Below are 16,073 nucleotides of genomic sequence, written 5' to 3' on the forward strand. Positions count from 1 at the left end.
GCGTCGCGGTGTCGGGCGAGCGTTTGAGCCAGGCGGCGAACCGCTTGCAGCTCTGGATGTGGCTGCGCTGCGTGTGCGGGTTGAGCTTGCGCGCAGCCATGTCTTCGATCATGCGCTGACGCAGCGGACTGACAGTGTTAGTCGCGCTCATAGGGCGCTCCTTCCTGAGTGAGGTTGAACGACCCTCGATTCTCAGGACGGGACTGCCCGTCGCGCCATATCCTAACGACCTGCTACTCGCCCTTTCGGTTCACGCCCCCGCGCAGCGGCCGGAGCGGAGCGACTTCGTGCCTTGGCGCATCCTTGCCTTTCAGCCATCGACCGGTTTCTGCTCGGGACCCGCCCTTCGCTCTATTCCAGCTTCCCGCCGACAAGGGTCGTAGAGCCGTGAGCTTTGCTGCTCACGGCCACGGTGAAGGTCGACTGGCCGCCCTCGGCGCATTTGGGACCTTCCTGATCGGATCGGCGACCGTCTCATCCCGGATCCGAAAGCATCCTTTCACGCTTGCTTTGGAACGTCCGAAGCAGCGCCGTTTCGAAGCCTTGAGGTTAGAGTGCTATATTGCACTGATCTTGTCGTGACCCCAGGCTCCGGTCCTCGCCCGTGGTTAGCATGGCGGCGAAGTCATACAGCGCCGTCGCGCGCTCCCTTTCCTCCTGGTTTGCGCGCAGTCGCCAACACGTAGTCGAAAGCGCTGTACACGGTGCGGGCATCGAAATTGAGCAGCAGCCCATAAGGCAGCCGGCCGGCCGGCGGAAGCCTGGCGAACAGCGCGGCGTCCTGAGCCAGCGCGCGGTGCCAGCCGGGGAAGACATGCTCTCCGATAGGCGTCACATCCACCGTTTCGAAGCCGGCCGCGTTCAGCTTCGCGGCATAAGCCGATCGCCGGTCGGCATTGGCCGCGGGCACCGCGAATTTCTGCGCGAACTGGGACCAGGTGAAGTTCTGCACCCGCCGGCGCAGCGCGTCGGGTTCGGGCGCCGCACGAATCACATCGGCCAGCACCAGCCGCCCGCCCGGCCGCAGCACGCGAAAGGCCTCCGCGAGGAAATCGACGCGGGTGTGGAAATGGAAGGCGCATTCCACGGCGGTGACGATGTCGCAGCATGCATCCGGCAGCGGCATTGCGGTGGCGGAGCCCTCGGTGAGCGTGATGCGATCCGCCATGCTCCGCCGCTGCAAACGCTGGCGGGCCAGGCGCACCTGCACCGGGGTCACGTTAAGCCCGGTGATGTGGCGAGGCGCGAAACGTTCGATCCACAGCATGTCCTGATCGGCAAAGCCGAGGCCCACATCCACGACATCGTCATTCGGCCCCATCGCCGCCGCCTCGGCCACCAGCGTGGCCAAGGCCGGGCAGGCTTCGTCAATGGTCCGCGCGGTCTTCCAGTAGCCAAGATTGAGGTACAGGCCATTGGCCGTAAAGGCGCGTGTCGCCAGCAGGCCGTATAGTTCCGGCGCCGCCAAGCTTTGGAATGGCGCGTATGCCCAGGCTGCGAAACGGGCCGCATCCCATAGGCTTGACTGGAGGCGGGTGTCGCCAGGTTTGGTTTCTGCCATCGGAGCCGCCTGTGGTTGATGTTTCAAAGGCGCTGATCGTCGAAGGAGCGACGGTTGCCGCCATGTAAGTGGTTGAGACAGAAACTATCCATAGCGGAAAACTGAAGGTCAGCGCTTTTATCACAATAGCAACCGGACGGATCTCGGACCTGACACAGCTGACCCGTCCCTTGTAAGCCTGACGCCCTTGGCGAGCTGAGGCTGATGCCGTCAACCGGCAATCGTCTTCTTCGCGGATAGTGCTGCGTCGATTATGCTCATCGCTGCTTATTGCGCCATTCTTTATAAATGAAAGACGTTTTTTATTATGTTGAATTGGCGTCTGAATTTTTATCAACGTACTCTAAAACTTGTTGTTCGTCAGCAGCACCATTTTGTAATACGTCCAATATGTTCGTATTGGCGCCGCGACCTTCCGTAACGTGGTTTCTTACCCCATTAATACCCTCGGCCGAAGCCCCTAGACCAGCAACAACCGATGACTCAAGGCTAACAGATGCCGTTCCCTCGAGCAGAATACTAAGATCTACACCCAGCGCCTGGGCAATCATAAACACAATCAACAATGAAACATTCATGGAGCCGGCCTCGATGGCGACGAGTGTCGCGGGCCTGACTCCGACAACAGCGGAAAACTGACGAAGCGACATATTGCTCGCCTTCCGCAAAGCCCGCACCCGGCTCGCCAACGTACTCAAAACGTGACGAAAGCGCTCCTGGCTCAACTCATCAAGTTCGTCAGCCTTTTTCGCCATGCGCTCCCACCGTATTTCACGCATCTCTCGAACTTGTGTGTTCGCTTCAGTGCTCGACCCGATAACCTCTTACACTGAATTCGTAACAATTTCGAGGCTGGCGGCGTTTCCGCTTTTTTCGCTGTTCGCGCCGGCCCGCTTCATGGTGTCCCTCAAACAGGAGCCCCATGATGAAACGAATCCTCCCATTCCTGGTCCTTTTAGGTCTTGCCCACCCCGCTCACGCCGAGTTTTCCATGGTTTCGAACGAGGCCGAAACGCCGTCGCAGACTGAACCCTCGCCGGCGCCGAGACCTGACCCTTCAAAAGCCCATGCTACCGTGAAACTCACAAAATCTCGCACACATTCCAACCCCCGACCCTCCCCCGCCATGATTTCGAGTACGACCACCCCACTCGCCTCCGGTTTTGGCGCCCAGGTTCCCCTGGCCTTCGCAATTCGCCAAATGGCGCCGGACGGCTACGAAATCGTTTTCGCGCCTCCCGCCGACCCGAACTCTCCTGTCGACTGGCGGGGAGGAAGACCGTGGACCCAGGCCCTCGCCGACGCCGTTCAGCCGCTCGGCCTCGCCGTCTCCGTCCACGACAAAACGGTTACAATCAGTCCAGCTCAAACACGCTGACAATCGTTAGGACTTCGCGCCAACCGCTTCGATCCTTCTTCGGCGACCTAACCGGAGAACTCTATGTCGGATGCTGTGCACCCTCCAACCGTTTGGCTTGACCTTCCGCGCGCGGAGGCAGGTCTTTCCCTGCCCGAGCCCATTCAACCCGACATCCATGCGGCGCTGGAGCGCTTCGCCGAGACGATCGCCGCCGTCAAAGCGTCGCAGGTCCCTTCCATTGCGAGCTACTTTTCGGTCGATCCCGGCCGCGCTCGTTTCAACAACATCGCTCGACGGCTTCCGAATGCATCCCTGACCGCCCTCTTGCGCCGGATGACCGCCGGCGGCCGCGCGCCTTCAGCGGCGGCGCTCCCCGATCCCGCCATCGCGGCTCTCGCCCGCAAATCCCTTCTTTCTCGCATCCTCGATCGCGCTCGCATCGAAGCGCTCCAGCACGCCTGCGAGGCTGTCTCCACCGCCCCCATCAAACAAGGACCATTCCGATGAAATCCACGCGAAAATTCTTTCTGGCCGCCGCCGTCGCCCTTTCGGCGCCCGCCTACGCGCAGACGACAACCGGCAGCGCCGGCTGCGCGGCCATCACCCAGGCGGCAAGCAACGCGGCTCAAGCCCGCGTCGCGGCCGACGACCAGAACATCGCCCAGCCGAATTCGATCAAAAATCTGACGTGCCTGGACAAGTTTTTCAACGGCAGCGGTCTCAACGTCGTCATGAACCTCCTCAACCCGCAAACTCTGCTCCAATCCATCGAGACGCAGATTTGCAACAAGCTCAACCAGGTCTGGCAAAGCGCCCTCGGTTCGAAACAATGCGGGATCACGCTCACCGGCCTAAACCTCGGCTTCCTGGGCGGCAGTTCTCTCGGCAGCGGAATTTCCTGCCCAAAACTCTCGTTTGGCGGCGGCGGCCCGCCGATCGCGCGGATCGGCATCGGCGCCGGCAACAATGGAGGCCTTTATTTCAGCGGCAACGCCGTCGCCCCGACGGGCTACCCGATCACGTCCCTTCTCGGCTTGTTCTAACGGACGCCTCCAATGAAAACACTTGCCCTTATCTCAGCCGCGGCCATCGCAATAATGTTGATCGCCGCCTTCCTGCCCTCCGTCATCGGATCGGCTCATTCGCCGGTTGGCGACTGGCCGGCGATCGCGATCGATATGGCGATGCAATTCATCCAGGAGCGGATCGACAGATTCGGTCTCATGCCGGGTGAACTCAGCGCCAACGCCGCCATCAATCCCCTCCTCACCATCAACTAAACCAAGCGCTCCCTTCCGGGGCTGCCGAAGGATTTTTGCGATGAGAAAATATCGTCTCCTCTCCTCGATCGCGAGCGCCGTCGTTGTCGGCGTTATGCTCGCCCCCACTTCCGCCTCCGCCCAAATGGCGGTCGTCGATTGGCCGGGCCTGGCCGTCAGTCAGGCCATGAAATTCATCCAAAATCAGATGAATAACACGCTGAACTCCATCAGCGGTCAGCTCGGGGCCACCGGTCCCCTGGGCCAGCTTCTCGGCTCCAATCAGTTTGGCAGCGTGACCGCGCTTTTGCAGCAAGGCTTCACCCAAATCGCCAATTACCAAAAGGCCCAGGTCGACGCCCACACCCAACTGCTCGATGGCCAAAATCTGGCGATGACCCGCGTTCAGCGGGATTTCCGCAATGCGCAAATCCGCGACGAGCACGTGATCGGATCGCTGAGTTGCTCCGCCCTCGACGGCGGCCAGTCCGTGATCACCGGCGCGTCCAAAAGTTGGCAGGTCGCCACATCCATCACCGCCGTCACCGACAAACGCGGCGAAGGCGGCAAAAACCAACCTGCCTACTATGGCTCCGCCCAAGCAGCGCAGGCCAACAACGAATTGCATTACAAGCGATATTGCGGAGACGTCGAGGCTGGCGCCGGGCTTTGCTCTCTGTCCCAGACCCCGAACGCCGATCAAGAAGCCTCGACCCTCTTCGTTTCCGGCACACTCAACGGCCAGGATGGCGTCACCGCCGCCAACGACTATGCGATCAGCTTGATCCAGCCCGTTGTCCCCGCGACAATCCGCGGCGATCAGTTGACGTCGGCAATTGGCGCGGAAGCCGTAGCCAAACGCCGCGCCTATAATGCGCGGATGTCGCTCGCCCGCCAGGTGGCAAGCTACGCGATCGGCGTTCAATCGCCATCGGTCTCGCTCACGGCCGACCAACAGACGGAAATGACGAATGAGGGATTGCCCGCGACGCCGACCGCATCCTGGCTTCAAGCGCTGATGCTGGACACCAACCGCCGGCTGTCGAGCACCAACTATCACGCGCAACTCGCCTCAATGCCCCCGGCCTCTATCGGGCGCGAGATCGCCACTGAACTTTCGGAAACCAACTATCTGCTCGTTCAGCTCTTCCGGCTGGAGCTCATGCACGCGACGACCGCCGCTGCGCATCTGGCTCATACCGTCGAGCGCGACTACCAGCAACCCCTCCAGATGTCCTCGCCCAATCTCTCGAACTAAGCGGAGTGATGTCATGGCTGAGGCCCATTTCTCCCGGAATCCAGCCGAGGAGGACTCTCTCGCGGAGCCAATCGAAGAACGCGCTCCTTCGAACGCGATCAAGAACGAGCCCTGGCGCAACTCGACGACTCAGGAATCCGTCGGCGAGGGCGTCACCTATCATGAAGGCCCCGAGCAGATCTTCGGCCTCCATGTCTCGCCCGATCTGAACCAGAAAATCGACCCCGCGTGGCGTGAACCCAACGGCTGGTATGAAGGCGTCAATAAATGGCCGGTCGTCGCGATCAGTTTCCCCGATCGTTTCGAGGACACCGACGTCAAAACCGCGCATGTATCGGCGAAAACCACCTACCCGGACGCCTATCGGGAATTCACATCCAAAATGTTCGCGCAGCCAGATCAAGAGTTGGGTTACAATAAAATCAACAACTACCATGGCGAAGGCATCTCATTATTCGAGACGCCGATCGAAACGCATCTTCACGTTTCTCAAGAATTAAACGAGAAGATCGATTCGGCCTGGCGCCAGCCCGACGGTCGGTATGACGGCGACAATCAATCGTCGATTGTCGCCCTCTCCTTCCCCGAACGGTTTGACCCTTCCGAACTCGCCGCCGCGCGACAAGACGCGAAGGATCGCTACCCTGACATTTATGAAAAGGTCATTGGTCAAATGGCGCCTCCCAGCATGAACGACGACGACAATCTCCCCACCTCACCGGAAATTTCGGTCTCCAAGCCGGCACCCGATCTCAAGGATCTGATCGCCGCCTTCGATCGCGACCCGGAGCCTGCCGGAAAAGCCCCCGACAAAGACGCCGCGCCCGGTTCGAAAGAACCCGCGACCGAACCCGAGCCCGAGGATCCCGAACAGAAGGCCACCAACGATAAGACCGCCGACGCTCCCGAAACCGAAAAAAGCGAGAAACCTACCAACGAAGACGCCCGGGCGGACTCGACGCCCGCGCCTGTTGCTGAAAACGCAACGGAAAGGCGTCTCGTCACCGCCGACAAAAATCAGACGCCTTCCACAGCGCAGAATTCAAACCCGGCCGCCACCAAAATTGACAATCCTGCAACCTCCACCCAATCGCGCCCGCTTCAAGGACGCCAAAACGACCAGCAACCGAACTACGATCACACCCAACAACCCGTCACCCTTCCGATCACACTCGCCGGCGCCGTCGCCTCGTCTCTGGCGAGCGCATTCCGCCGCAATCCCTTGGAGAATCGCCGCACTCCGCAAGAAGCCGAACCGGCGGCAAGAGAGCCCGCGCGCTCCCCTCCCCAGCCGCCGCAAAACGCTTCCTCGACGAAGACAGATTCCGTCGCTCCCACGGAACCGGCCTTCAAAACAAATGCAGCCGCCTACGGACCCTCAAATCCGGTCGGAGGCAGCCTTGCGCTGCGAAACCTGCTTACCGGCTTCCGCCCCGAACGAACCGAGTCGATCGCCCCGCAGGAAGCCGGCCCGCTTGCGTCCGACAATTCGCCGGCGCAGCCGAGCAGCGCCCGCGCGCTTCTAGAAAAATTCGACCGCTCCAGAATGCAGCCGCGCCGCGACGCCGCCCAGCTCCAGGCAACGGAACGCGCCGCCGCGACAGCCGTGAGCTCCTTCGAGGCCCTCGAAAGAGCCGATTCCTCCGCCATCCTCACCCGCATCCGCGAGGCGGCCGAGGCCACTCCCGGCGGCATGAAGGAAGTGCTCTCCGAGATGAAGCCGGGCGGGGCTTACGAAGATCTCCGCAAAGAATTCAACGCCGCCCTGTCGCGCGACGAAAACTTCTCCGCCGCCTACGAAAACGCCAGTTCCGCACTCGACGCCTATGCCGATCAGCGCGAAAAAGCCGCGCCAATCCTCCAAAAAGGAAATTCCGGCTTCCTCGCCAGACTCGAAGCTCTCGATCAGCAGATCGTCAAAGCCAGCGCCGAGGTTCCCGGCAAAGAGGCCGGAAAAAGCGCCCTCGACGAAGGGCTCGAAAAAGGACGCAAGGCGTTGACCCAGGCGATCGACGCCGTCCGAAGCGCCTTCTCCCGCCAGGGCCCGTCCGCCAGCCCGAGCATTTCGCCATAAAGTTTTTCGACTTCGCGCCAACCCATAACAGCCTCGACGGACCAAAATCCGCGAGGCTGTTATGATGCGCTGCCCAATCCGTTTTCTCCCGTTCGCCCTTCTCTTCATTTGCGCCTTCGCCGGCGCCGCCGAGGCTCAGGCCCCCGCCGCCAGCCCCAGCTTCAATGTCAGCTGGTCTGCCCTCGATCCCGGCGACGATTGGGCATGGAAAACCATCCAAAGCGTTTTTCCCGTCAACGGCAATCCTCCAACCGCCACTGGCGCGGCCGCGAACGTCATCGGCCAGATCATCGGGCAGTTCACCGGCTTCGTCATGGCTATCGCCATGGCCTTCCTCTGCTATCTGACGATCATCAACATCCATCGCGTTTCCGAAACGTCCACACTGCTGACCAATTCGATGACCAGCCTCGCGGTCGTGCGAATCGGCTTCGCCGCGCTCATGATGCTGCCGATGTCGTCGGGGTTTTCTGTCGGTCAAGCCTTTGTCATTCAGGCAGCGGGTTGGGGCATCGGAATGGCCCGGTCGGTCTATACGAACGTTGTCCAGGCGATCGGCCCCGACGCCATGATCGTCGCCAATCCAATCATCCCGGGCGCTGGCTCGACGATCCTGAACTTGATGGAAGACGAGTTTTGCGCGGCCTATATCAATGCGGCGGCTGGTTCGACGATCGTGCCCGCTCCGACAGCCACCACCGTCGGTTCGCCCACCAGCGGCGTCGTCACCTATACCTATGCTTTGAGCGCGGGAAACGCGACCGATTCGCCCGCCTGCGGCTCCGTCACCATCAACGAGCCCGTCACGGGCAGCGGCGGTTACACCAATATCGCCAGCCAAATGGCGCAACAGCAGCAGCAGATCCTCGAAAGCACCTTGAGCCAAATCCGTCCACAAATTCAGAGCATCGCCACAAATTACTGGCAAACCAAGAACCAGTCCGCGCTATCCGGTCTTCAATCGCTCTATACGTCCACCGAACAAAATTATGCCAACCAATTGACCCAGGCTGCTCAGTCGCTGACGCAGCAATTGCGAGGCAATCAACAGACTCAGGATGCGCGATCCGGTAATCTAGGACTGATCCAGAATGAAACTCAGCTCTCTGCTTTGGGCTGGACATCCGCCGGCGCCTATTATCTCGAATTCGCCCGCCTGAACGGTCTCACGCTGTCGCTCGCCAGCGCGACGCCGGTGATCAACACGCCGAGCTTTCATGGTCTTTCGTCCGCGCTTACGACGGATATCGGACCCCTTTTCTCTTCCACGACCTCGCTGATCGGCAAGCTCAAAATCTACGTGAACACGCAGGATGGTCTGTCGACGCCGAGCGCCTACGGCGGACAACAAACAGGCCAATATACAGGCGGCGATCCGAACAGCACCATCGAGCAGGTGATGCGGGCGCTCCAAATTACTCCGGCTTTGCTCAACAACCTCGTCAATTTGTTGTCTCCCACGAACAATCAATGGAGCGATCCGTTTGGCGGACTGATCGCTCTCGGCAACAATATGATATTGGCGGGCCTGGGGATCATGGGAGCCGCCGCTGCGTTGACCACTACCGTCGGGACGGTTTCCGCCGTTGGCAGCGGCGTCGCTACCGGCGGCATTTTTGGCGGCCTTGCAGCCGCCGGCATCGCCAGCGTCGTCAACTTTCTTTCGACCCCTATTTTCGTCGGCGCGGGCGTTTTTCTCGCGCAGGGCCAGATGATCGCCTATGTCTTGCCGATGATCCCTTGGGTCATCTGGATGGCGGGCGTCGCGGGCTATCTCATTCTCGTCTGCGAAGCCTTCGTCGCCGTGCCGCTTTGGATGCTCGCCCATATGAGCTTTGAGGGCGAGGGACTGCATGGACGCGGCGGTACCGGCTACGAACTCATTTTCAATGTTTTGTTCCGGCCGACCTTGATGCTGCTTGGACTCTTCCTCGGTTATTTCGTGTTCGCATCCATGGCCTGGCTTATCAGCATGAGCTTTGGCATCGCCGCCGGCTTTGTACTTGCCAACGGCTGGCTGGTGACGAACGTCCTCGGCTTCTTGACCCTAATGTCGATCTTCGTTCTGACCAACGTAACCGCGGCGATCATGTCCTTTCGCATGGTTTCCCTGATACCGCACCACTTGCCGCGACTGATCGGCTTTAGCGCCGGCAACCGCGTCGACCTGAACGAATTCGCTCAACTTGCCGCTTATCAAGGCACGGCGAATTCGGTCAGCGCCATCACGAACCGAACCCAATCCGTCCTTTCCTATGGCGGGAACAAACCCTCCGGCAGAGCTAATTTACCCGGCTATGGAAACTCACCGACCGCGCTGCCCAGTTCCCAATCGACAACCGGCAATCTCGATAGTACCTTGCAAGCAACGACTGGTATGCGCGGCTCGCAAAAACCAACGGATCCTTGAAAATGTTCGCGATCTCCGACTCATTTCTGACTGGTTATATGGCCGGAGAATCGGCGGCAGACACGCAAAAGGCTATCGATGGCGTGTGGCAAACGCTCGACGGCCGCCGTCCGGTCACGGTCGACCAGAGCCATCTGAACGCACTTCACGCGCAGCTCCGGAACGCACTGGCAACTGCCGAACGCAATTACCAGATCGGCAGCGAATGGATCGCCCGCGCTAAAGTGCTCGAGCAAGAAAACGTCGCACTTAAATCCCAGGTCGCCGCGCTCAACCGCGTTACGGCCGAACGCAACGGCTTGCTCAAATTCCTGGATATGGCGGTGCATCTCCTTCAGGCCCAAAGAGAAGGAAAAGCTTCGCGTCCCGAATTCGCCGAGCTTCGTGAATTTGCCCTCCAAGTCGCCGGCATTCATCTTGACGGAGGGGTCTACGAAGGCCTCGCCGACCAGCCGAAAAAAATGGCCTGGCTGCGCAAGGTCTGGGAGGCCCTGCGCTAGGTCTTCGCGCCAACATTCATGAGGATAGGCTTCTGTCCAAGGAGCCAATCCCATGAAATCCCTGCTTCTGATTTTGCCGATCGCCGCGCTGCCGCTTACCGGTTGCGCCAGCCCCAATCTCCGAAAACCCGACAGCTATCACGCGCCGGTCGCGCCGCCGATCCAGCAATTCTTTTACAATCCCTTCGCCGCCTATGGCTCGGCAAACGCGACCTGGGCGCCTCCGGTCTACGATCGCAACGGAACTATCGTAAAACCCGTCGAGCCCGCCTCTCAAGGCAATCGCCCCGACTACGAACACGCCCCCTGGGCCACCGGGGCGACCGGCGGCGACAATCTTCGTCCACCCGGCACATTCTGACCAATCCCCCCCCCTTTCCCTCCCACGCAAGAGGGCGGCGTCAACCAAGGCGCCGCCCTTTTGCTTTTCGTTCCCGCTCGTCCGGTCAGCGCGGCCAGAACGGTTCGTTCGTGCTCAAGAATTCCGCGGCCGTCGCATGGCGCAACATGCGGAGCCGGAAATTATCGAGTGCAAATTTGAACGCCGTCAGGAAAAACAGCACACAAAACGGGATGAACTCAATCGCCACCACAAACGCGCTTGAAGCCCACGACACTTTCGCCACCCGGTAGAGCAAGAACAAGAACGAGGCCCAGCCGAAGACGAAGCACGCATAAGCCGCCGTCGCAGTCTCCCGTCGTCGCTTCCCCAATAGCGCCCTCGCCTGCCCATCCGAAAGGCCTTGGGTTTCGGCGAAAGCGCGGAGATCGACCAGTCGATGTCCGTCGCGAATCACCTGCTGTTCAGCCGCTTTCGCTTGTTGGGCCTGCGACCAAAGTTCTCGCGCCCGGTCCTCGATCGCCCGCCGGCTCTCTTTGATTTCTCGCCAGGGCACGAGAATAAAAGGGAACGCGGCTGCTTTGCGAACTCCCCGGCCGATGCCGCTGAACACGCCCATCAGCTTCTCCCGGAGACTTCCGCCAACAGCGCCTTGATGTCGGTCGGCATTCCGTCCAACCGGCCTTCAGAGCCATCGGGCTTGCGGAATAAGAAGGTCGGCGTGCCGGTCAGCTTGATCGCCTCGGCGATCTGCCCGTTCTTCTGCAGTTTCGCGGCGGCTTCCGCTGACGGCTGGCCGCCGAAATTGCGCTGCATCCACAGACTCGCCATGCGCTCCATCGGATTGCTCAGCAGCGCCAGCGCCACCTTGGTGCTCATCCCATTGTCCTCGTGATCGAGGATGGAAATCGGGACGATCCGGAGTTGAAGCCGACCGGCTTGGACGAACGGTTTAAGCTGGTCGAAAGCGCGGATGGAATAAGTGCAGGCCGGATCGACGATCATCCAGAGTTCAGGCGCTCCCTCCCTGCCATAGGCGCCGAACGCAGCCTGCTTCACGACCGCCAGGCCGGACTCGGCCGCCTTCGCGGCGAGCTCCTTATCCCCGTCGCTGACGACCACCGTCGGGACCGTCCCTTCGATTTGCGAAACCTGATCGCGGGTGATGTTCTTGCCGGTCGAGTCCCACATCACGCCGGCAATCATCGCCTGGCGATCGGGCGTGGCGTAAAGGACCTGAAACTCCGCTCCGTTCCGGAGAAACAAGCCTTTCAAACCGTGATTCTCGCCGATGCTGGTCACCTGCTCGCCGCCGATCGCCATCAGCCGCGCCTCGGAGAGTTCGAGGACCGGGCCTCCAACGACGGCCTGCCCGTCGGGCGCGACCTGCAAAATCATGAACTGGTCGCCGACTCGCGCCGCCACGGAGTGAAGACCATGTTTTTCGCCGAGATCGAGAAGCGTGGCGCCAGTGCCGGCGACGTGCTTAAGCGCCGGCAAGCTATCGACGTCCTTCAAAACCGGCAACGCTTCGGCCTGGACGGCAACGGCCGCCAACGCTTGAGCCGGCGGCGTTGGCGATTTAGCTTTCGGTTCCGCGACGACAGCTTTCGGCTCATGCAATGGCGCGGGCGCGACCACATCCGGAATTTTCGGCTCGGCAAAAGCCGGCGCCGAAGGCTTCTTGTCGGGAGCCGGCGCGTCGGCCGCCGCGACGGCGAAAGGCTTGGAAAGATCGACCGCGCAGTGTCCGGCGTCGAGCGCTCGCACCGAAGTCGAGAGCGCGAGACTGCTCGCGAGGGCCGCAATACCAATAGAAAACCGCATTCTCATGTGCCTCCAATCGAGTGACTGGAAACACGCTAAAATCGAGTGGCGCGAAGTCCGCGCGCATTCAAACGAGGGAATGAGCTCTTTGCGGGGTCGGCGGAGCGGGCTTTTTCACGTGCTGCTGAAGAAGCCTGTCGAAATCACGGAACATCGAGTTCTGAAGCGATAAAAGTGCGCGACCATCGCCGCGGCATTCGTCGCACATTTCGAACACCGTTAGCTTCGCCTTCAGCCCGACGACTGACATCGCCGGATGATTTGCGACAGCTTCGATTGCCGATTCAAACTGGGCAGCCAGATTTTTCATTGTCGAGAAAAGGTTGGAGAGTTCCGCTTCCATCCCACATTCGATGACGTCGTCGTAACGATCCGACTCATCGTCCAACTGATTTACCGACTGAAAAAAGCGAGCGACGGCCGCTGCAAGGTCGGGCTCCAGGTCAATCAGATTGAACCGATCCTCGCTTCCGATCACACGGTCGCAATCTAAAAGGCACGATTTCATCAATAGTGAAGTTTCTTCGTAACTTCCAGTAACAAGAACCAAAATGTTGTTCTTAAGCAAAAGCCCGTCTATCCCTTGGGATCGAGTTTTCGCCAAATCCGAAATAGCACGACAGCGCTCGGCGCCCAATAACTCTATCGACACACCGCTTTGTATTTCCAAGTTGGCTTCGAGCGCTTGCGTCAGCTTGTGGTGAACGGACAAACATCTTACGCTCGCCGACCAAACAGCATGGTCTTCCGTTTTTGTGAGGTGTAGCGCCACCAATTCCGAAAGCCTGCGCCTGTCGCGTATTTGAGGAAACGTCTCGCCCGATGGACGCGTGAGGGATGTTTCAGGCCCAGAATGGCCGCCTTGGGCGATGGTCTGAGCGCCGAGCCATTGTGGGACGCCGGTTTGAATTCTCCCTCTGTTTGCCGACATTTTGGACGCACCACAAAGACGGAGTCACGTTCTCCGAGGCTAAAAACGCCTAGCTGAATCGAATAATGCCCGTGCAAACAGAATCTAAGCTGCCGCTACCAAGCTGAACAGTTACATTATTTTCATATACGGAGGAAGCCCGCCACGCGCGGTTCGCGCCACATTCCCGAATGCGTATATTGGTCGTTAGTCGTAGTCAACATATTTTGTCCCTCCCCTCCCCTACCCCGCTCCCGGTGATCTGCAAGCACAATCATGATCTTCGAGTTCGCGCCAATGGAGTGAAAGCTCAAGACGCCAGACCACAAAAGGAGGCGTTATGGGCAAACAATATCATTTTCTCGCGGATAAACGACCGATCGCAAGTCGTTTTGCCGTAATCGCTTCGGCGACAATCCTTTCGTTGAATGCGGCACACGCAGACCCCAATACGGTCGCTTCTTCTGGACTACCAACCCAGATCAAGCCGACTTATCAAGAGCCGGGCGTTCCTGCATTCAGCTTCCCAGCCGGCGGAATCGCAACCCTTGGCGCGTCGTTCGATCCAAGCACATATACCGATCCTAATGTCGGCAACGGCCTTTCCGCAGGCGCGGGCGGCGGCGGCGCCGACAACGGCGGCTCTGCCCTGAACACGATGAACGCGCAGTCCTGGGGACAGCAGGCCAAAAGCGCCGCTTACGCCATGGGCGTCACCAAGCTCTACCAGGGAAGGTCGCAACTCCCCTGGTTTTCAAGAACGTGTTTGGCGGCAAGGCGAAGACACCGCGACACCCAAGCTTCGGCACGATCCGTCTGATCTGGTGACCTGCGCTTCGGCCGCTCGGCACCCGATAGCCGGATTTCGACGAAATCCGCGGTGCCGGAAAGCGTGGCGCAAAGCACCGGCAACAATATTTCGCGCAAGGGATCCAGAACCCACCATCGCAGGCGAGGGCCGGAAAACACCGAAAAATGGTCGAGCAAGTAGGCGGATCGCGGTGGTGGCGGCGTGGAAGGTTCCGAATCATCGAAGTCTCCCATGGATCATATGTCCTCAGCCCGCGCCCCTCCCGTTAACCTGAAGCGATTGCCGTGGTTGGATAAGAGGCTATCAAAGGTCGCCGAGTTGACCGCGGTCAACTTGCTCTGCCTTGCGCCAAAGACCTGACAGGCAGATTCTCACGTTAACCTTTTCTTAACCCAAAACTCCTTGCGCGGACAAAGAGAATCGGGCTTACTAGCCACGCTTTTCGGCCGTGGATTGGCCTGTGTACCGTATATACGTGAGGACGACGTGGCATCAGCGCTCCAGACTCAACTCCCGCCTCGGCCGCCGACGGCAATACATGACCTGATCGCCAAGGACGCGCATGAACTGTCGGCGAAGCTGCAAGCCCATCGCTTGAAGCTTTTTCCGCCTGAGGCCAGAAAAACGCTCAGACGGTTTTCGTCGGGAGAGGCTGCAAAGCTGATTGGTATCAACGACGGCTATCTTCGCCAATTATCGCTAGATGGCAAGGGCCCTGCTCCGGAAATTGGGCCGGCAGGTCGGCGTTCTTATACATTTGAAAACATCCAAGAACTTCGTGGATTTTTGGAAGAGAGCGGGAAACAGGCGCGTCGTTATGTGCCGCACAGGAATGCGGACGAGCACCTCCAGGTTATTTCTGTGGTTAATTTCAAAGGCGGGTCGGGTAAAACGACTACCGCCGCGCATTTGGCGCAATATCTTGCATTGCACGGATATCGTGTTCTGGCCATCGATCTTGATCCACAAGCGAGTTTGTCGGCGCTGCACGGCTATCAGCCGGAGTTCGACATAGGGGAAGGTGAAACGCTTTACGGAGCAATTCGTTATGACGGTGAAAGGCGCGATCTGAAGGATATTATCCGAAAAACATATTTTCCAGGCTTGGACATCGTGCCGGGCAATATTGAACTCATGGAGTTTGAACATGAAAGTCCAAGGGCCCTAGCTGAAAAGAGGCCCGGGGATGAGCTGTTTTTCGCACGCGTCGCGCAGGCGATTGCTTCGGTAAAGGACGATTACGATGTTGTCATAATCGACTGCCCTCCTCAGCTCGGGTTTCTGACGTTGTCCGCCTTATGCGCTGCGACAGCCGTCCTGATCACGGTCCATCCACAGATGCTTGACCTTATGTCTATGTGTCAGTTCTTGCTTATGACATCTGACTTGCTCGAAGTTGTGGCAAGGGCGGGCGGCAACATGGAATATGACTGGATGCGGTATCTCGTTACTCGTTTCGAGGCGGGGGACGGACCGCAGACGCAGATGGTAGCGTTTATGCGCTCTATGTTTGGTGATCGGGTCCTAACGACGCCAATGCTCAAAAGCACCGCAATTTCTGACGCCGGAATCACCAAGCAGACGCTTTACGAGGTCTCGCGGGAGCAATTTACACGCGCGACTTATGATCGCGCGATGGAAGCACTGAACGCCGTTAATGGCGAAATCGAAGCCCTTATCACCAATTCTTGGGGGCGGAGCTGATGGCGCGCAAGAATCTCCTCGCAGGACTCGACGGCCCGGAGTTGACCGCGGTCAACTCC

The 16,073-nt window shown here is 59.4% G+C and carries 16 protein-coding genes and 1 pseudogene; 11 read left to right on the plus strand and 6 right to left on the minus strand.

Annotated elements, in window-relative coordinates:
* Positions 1–625: 625 nt before the first annotated feature.
* Together QZY01_RS21350 and QZY01_RS21355 are read right to left on the minus strand one after the other, a co-directional pair.
* Complete coding sequence (locus QZY01_RS21350; protein WP_294541257.1) at positions 626–1,561, minus strand: class I SAM-dependent methyltransferase; 936 nt, start codon at positions 1,559–1,561, stop codon at positions 626–628.
* Between the two features lie 305 nt (positions 1,562–1,866).
* Entirely contained in the window at positions 1,867–2,316 is a 450-nt protein-coding gene (locus tag QZY01_RS21355) for a helix-turn-helix transcriptional regulator (protein WP_294541259.1), read from the minus strand.
* Positions 2,317–3,002: 686 nt separating this feature from the next.
* Between QZY01_RS21355 and QZY01_RS21360 the strand changes: the two genes are divergently transcribed.
* The 8 genes from QZY01_RS21360 to QZY01_RS21395 all read left to right on the plus strand — a co-directional run bounded on the left by QZY01_RS21360 (position 3,003) and on the right by QZY01_RS21395 (position 10,783).
* A complete protein-coding gene (locus tag QZY01_RS21360; protein WP_294541261.1) occupies positions 3,003–3,428 on the plus strand; it encodes a hypothetical protein in 426 nt (141 codons plus the stop codon).
* Complete coding sequence (locus QZY01_RS21365; RefSeq protein WP_294541263.1) at positions 3,425–3,964, plus strand: hypothetical protein; 540 nt, start codon at positions 3,425–3,427, stop codon at positions 3,962–3,964. Before QZY01_RS21360 ends, QZY01_RS21365 begins: the two co-directional genes overlap by 4 nt.
* A 12-nt stretch (positions 3,965–3,976) precedes the next feature.
* Positions 3,977–4,201: a hypothetical protein gene (locus QZY01_RS21370; protein ID WP_294541265.1), complete on the plus strand. Its 225-nt coding sequence runs from the start codon at positions 3,977–3,979 to the stop codon at positions 4,199–4,201.
* Positions 4,202–4,241: 40 nt separating this feature from the next.
* Positions 4,242–5,438 carry a hypothetical protein gene (locus tag QZY01_RS21375; RefSeq protein ID WP_294541266.1) on the plus strand — a complete coding sequence of 399 codons (1,197 nt, stop codon included), beginning with the start codon at positions 4,242–4,244 and terminating at the stop codon, positions 5,436–5,438.
* 13 nt (positions 5,439–5,451) lie between these two features.
* Positions 5,452–7,512 carry a hypothetical protein gene (locus QZY01_RS21380; RefSeq protein ID WP_294541268.1) on the plus strand — a complete coding sequence of 687 codons (2,061 nt, stop codon included), beginning with the start codon at positions 5,452–5,454 and terminating at the stop codon, positions 7,510–7,512.
* Positions 7,513–7,573: 61 nt separating this feature from the next.
* A complete protein-coding gene (locus QZY01_RS21385) occupies positions 7,574–9,922 on the plus strand; it encodes a DotA/TraY family protein (protein WP_294541270.1) in 2,349 nt (782 codons plus the stop codon).
* A 2-nt stretch (positions 9,923–9,924) separates the two neighbouring features.
* The gene (locus QZY01_RS21390) at positions 9,925–10,422 is read left to right on the plus strand and encodes a hypothetical protein (protein ID WP_294541271.1); all 498 of its coding nucleotides are present in this window, start codon (positions 9,925–9,927) and stop codon (positions 10,420–10,422) included.
* A 52-nt stretch (positions 10,423–10,474) separates the two neighbouring features.
* Positions 10,475–10,783, plus strand: coding sequence for a hypothetical protein (locus QZY01_RS21395; RefSeq protein ID WP_294541272.1), 309 nt, complete (start codon positions 10,475–10,477; stop codon positions 10,781–10,783).
* An 85-nt stretch (positions 10,784–10,868) separates the two neighbouring features.
* On the opposite strand, the gene QZY01_RS21400 is transcribed toward QZY01_RS21395, so the two are convergent.
* Positions 10,869–11,381 (minus strand): hypothetical protein, encoded by a 513-nt coding sequence (locus QZY01_RS21400; RefSeq protein ID WP_294541274.1) that lies wholly within the window; start codon positions 11,379–11,381, stop codon positions 10,869–10,871.
* Positions 11,381–12,085 (minus strand): hypothetical protein, encoded by a 705-nt coding sequence (locus QZY01_RS21405; RefSeq protein WP_294541276.1) that lies wholly within the window; start codon positions 12,083–12,085, stop codon positions 11,381–11,383. The genes QZY01_RS21400 and QZY01_RS21405 overlap by 1 nt, the downstream gene beginning before the upstream one ends.
* Here QZY01_RS21405 and QZY01_RS21410 point away from each other — a divergent pair.
* Positions 12,041–12,613, plus strand: a complete 573-nt coding sequence (locus QZY01_RS21410; RefSeq protein ID WP_294541278.1) for a hypothetical protein — start codon at positions 12,041–12,043, stop codon at positions 12,611–12,613. The two genes, QZY01_RS21405 and QZY01_RS21410, sit on opposite strands and share 45 nt — an antisense overlap.
* A gap of 43 nt (positions 12,614–12,656) precedes the next feature.
* Here the strand turns inward: QZY01_RS21410 and QZY01_RS21415 are convergent, their stop codons facing one another.
* Positions 12,657–13,520, minus strand: a complete 864-nt coding sequence (locus QZY01_RS21415) for a hypothetical protein (RefSeq protein ID WP_294541280.1) — start codon at positions 13,518–13,520, stop codon at positions 12,657–12,659.
* Positions 13,521–13,839: 319 nt separating this feature from the next.
* Between QZY01_RS21415 and QZY01_RS21420 the strand changes: the two genes are divergently transcribed.
* The gene (locus tag QZY01_RS21420) at positions 13,840–14,319 is read left to right on the plus strand and encodes a hypothetical protein (protein ID WP_294541284.1); all 480 of its coding nucleotides are present in this window, start codon (positions 13,840–13,842) and stop codon (positions 14,317–14,319) included.
* A 41-nt stretch (positions 14,320–14,360) separates the two neighbouring features.
* Here QZY01_RS21420 and QZY01_RS21425 read toward each other — a convergent pair.
* Positions 14,361–14,543: pseudogene (locus QZY01_RS21425) on the minus strand (hypothetical protein); the annotation flags it as partial.
* Positions 14,544–14,796: 253 nt separating this feature from the next.
* Between QZY01_RS21425 and repA the strand changes: the two are divergent.
* A complete protein-coding gene (gene repA / locus QZY01_RS21430; protein ID WP_294541282.1) occupies positions 14,797–16,014 on the plus strand; it encodes a plasmid partitioning protein RepA in 1,218 nt (405 codons plus the stop codon).
* The last annotated feature ends 59 nt before the right edge of the window (positions 16,015–16,073 follow it).

It is taken from the genome of uncultured Rhodoblastus sp., from assembly GCF_903903185.1.
GTDB lineage: Bacteria > Pseudomonadota > Alphaproteobacteria > Rhizobiales > Beijerinckiaceae > Rhodoblastus.

Coding starts and splice junctions, on each gene's coding strand:
- QZY01_RS21350 (WP_294541257.1), bottom strand. CDS start 1,561: ATGGCAGAAACCAAACCTGGCGACACCCGCCTCCAGTCAAGCCTATGG.
- QZY01_RS21355 (WP_294541259.1), bottom strand. CDS start 2,316: ATGGCGAAAAAGGCTGACGAACTTGATGAGTTGAGCCAGGAGCGCTTT.
- QZY01_RS21360 (WP_294541261.1), top strand. CDS start 3,003: ATGTCGGATGCTGTGCACCCTCCAACCGTTTGGCTTGACCTTCCGCGC.
- QZY01_RS21365 (WP_294541263.1), top strand. CDS start 3,425: ATGAAATCCACGCGAAAATTCTTTCTGGCCGCCGCCGTCGCCCTTTCG.
- QZY01_RS21370 (WP_294541265.1), top strand. CDS start 3,977: ATGAAAACACTTGCCCTTATCTCAGCCGCGGCCATCGCAATAATGTTG.
- QZY01_RS21375 (WP_294541266.1), top strand. CDS start 4,242: ATGAGAAAATATCGTCTCCTCTCCTCGATCGCGAGCGCCGTCGTTGTC.
- QZY01_RS21380 (WP_294541268.1), top strand. CDS start 5,452: ATGGCTGAGGCCCATTTCTCCCGGAATCCAGCCGAGGAGGACTCTCTC.
- QZY01_RS21385 (WP_294541270.1), top strand. CDS start 7,574: ATGATGCGCTGCCCAATCCGTTTTCTCCCGTTCGCCCTTCTCTTCATT.
- QZY01_RS21390 (WP_294541271.1), top strand. CDS start 9,925: ATGTTCGCGATCTCCGACTCATTTCTGACTGGTTATATGGCCGGAGAA.
- QZY01_RS21395 (WP_294541272.1), top strand. CDS start 10,475: ATGAAATCCCTGCTTCTGATTTTGCCGATCGCCGCGCTGCCGCTTACC.
- QZY01_RS21400 (WP_294541274.1), bottom strand. CDS start 11,381: ATGGGCGTGTTCAGCGGCATCGGCCGGGGAGTTCGCAAAGCAGCCGCG.
- QZY01_RS21405 (WP_294541276.1), bottom strand. CDS start 12,085: ATGGCGATCGGCGGCGAGCAGGTGACCAGCATCGGCGAGAATCACGGT.
- QZY01_RS21415 (WP_294541280.1), bottom strand. CDS start 13,520: ATGTCGGCAAACAGAGGGAGAATTCAAACCGGCGTCCCACAATGGCTC.
- QZY01_RS21420 (WP_294541284.1), top strand. CDS start 13,840: ATGGGCAAACAATATCATTTTCTCGCGGATAAACGACCGATCGCAAGT.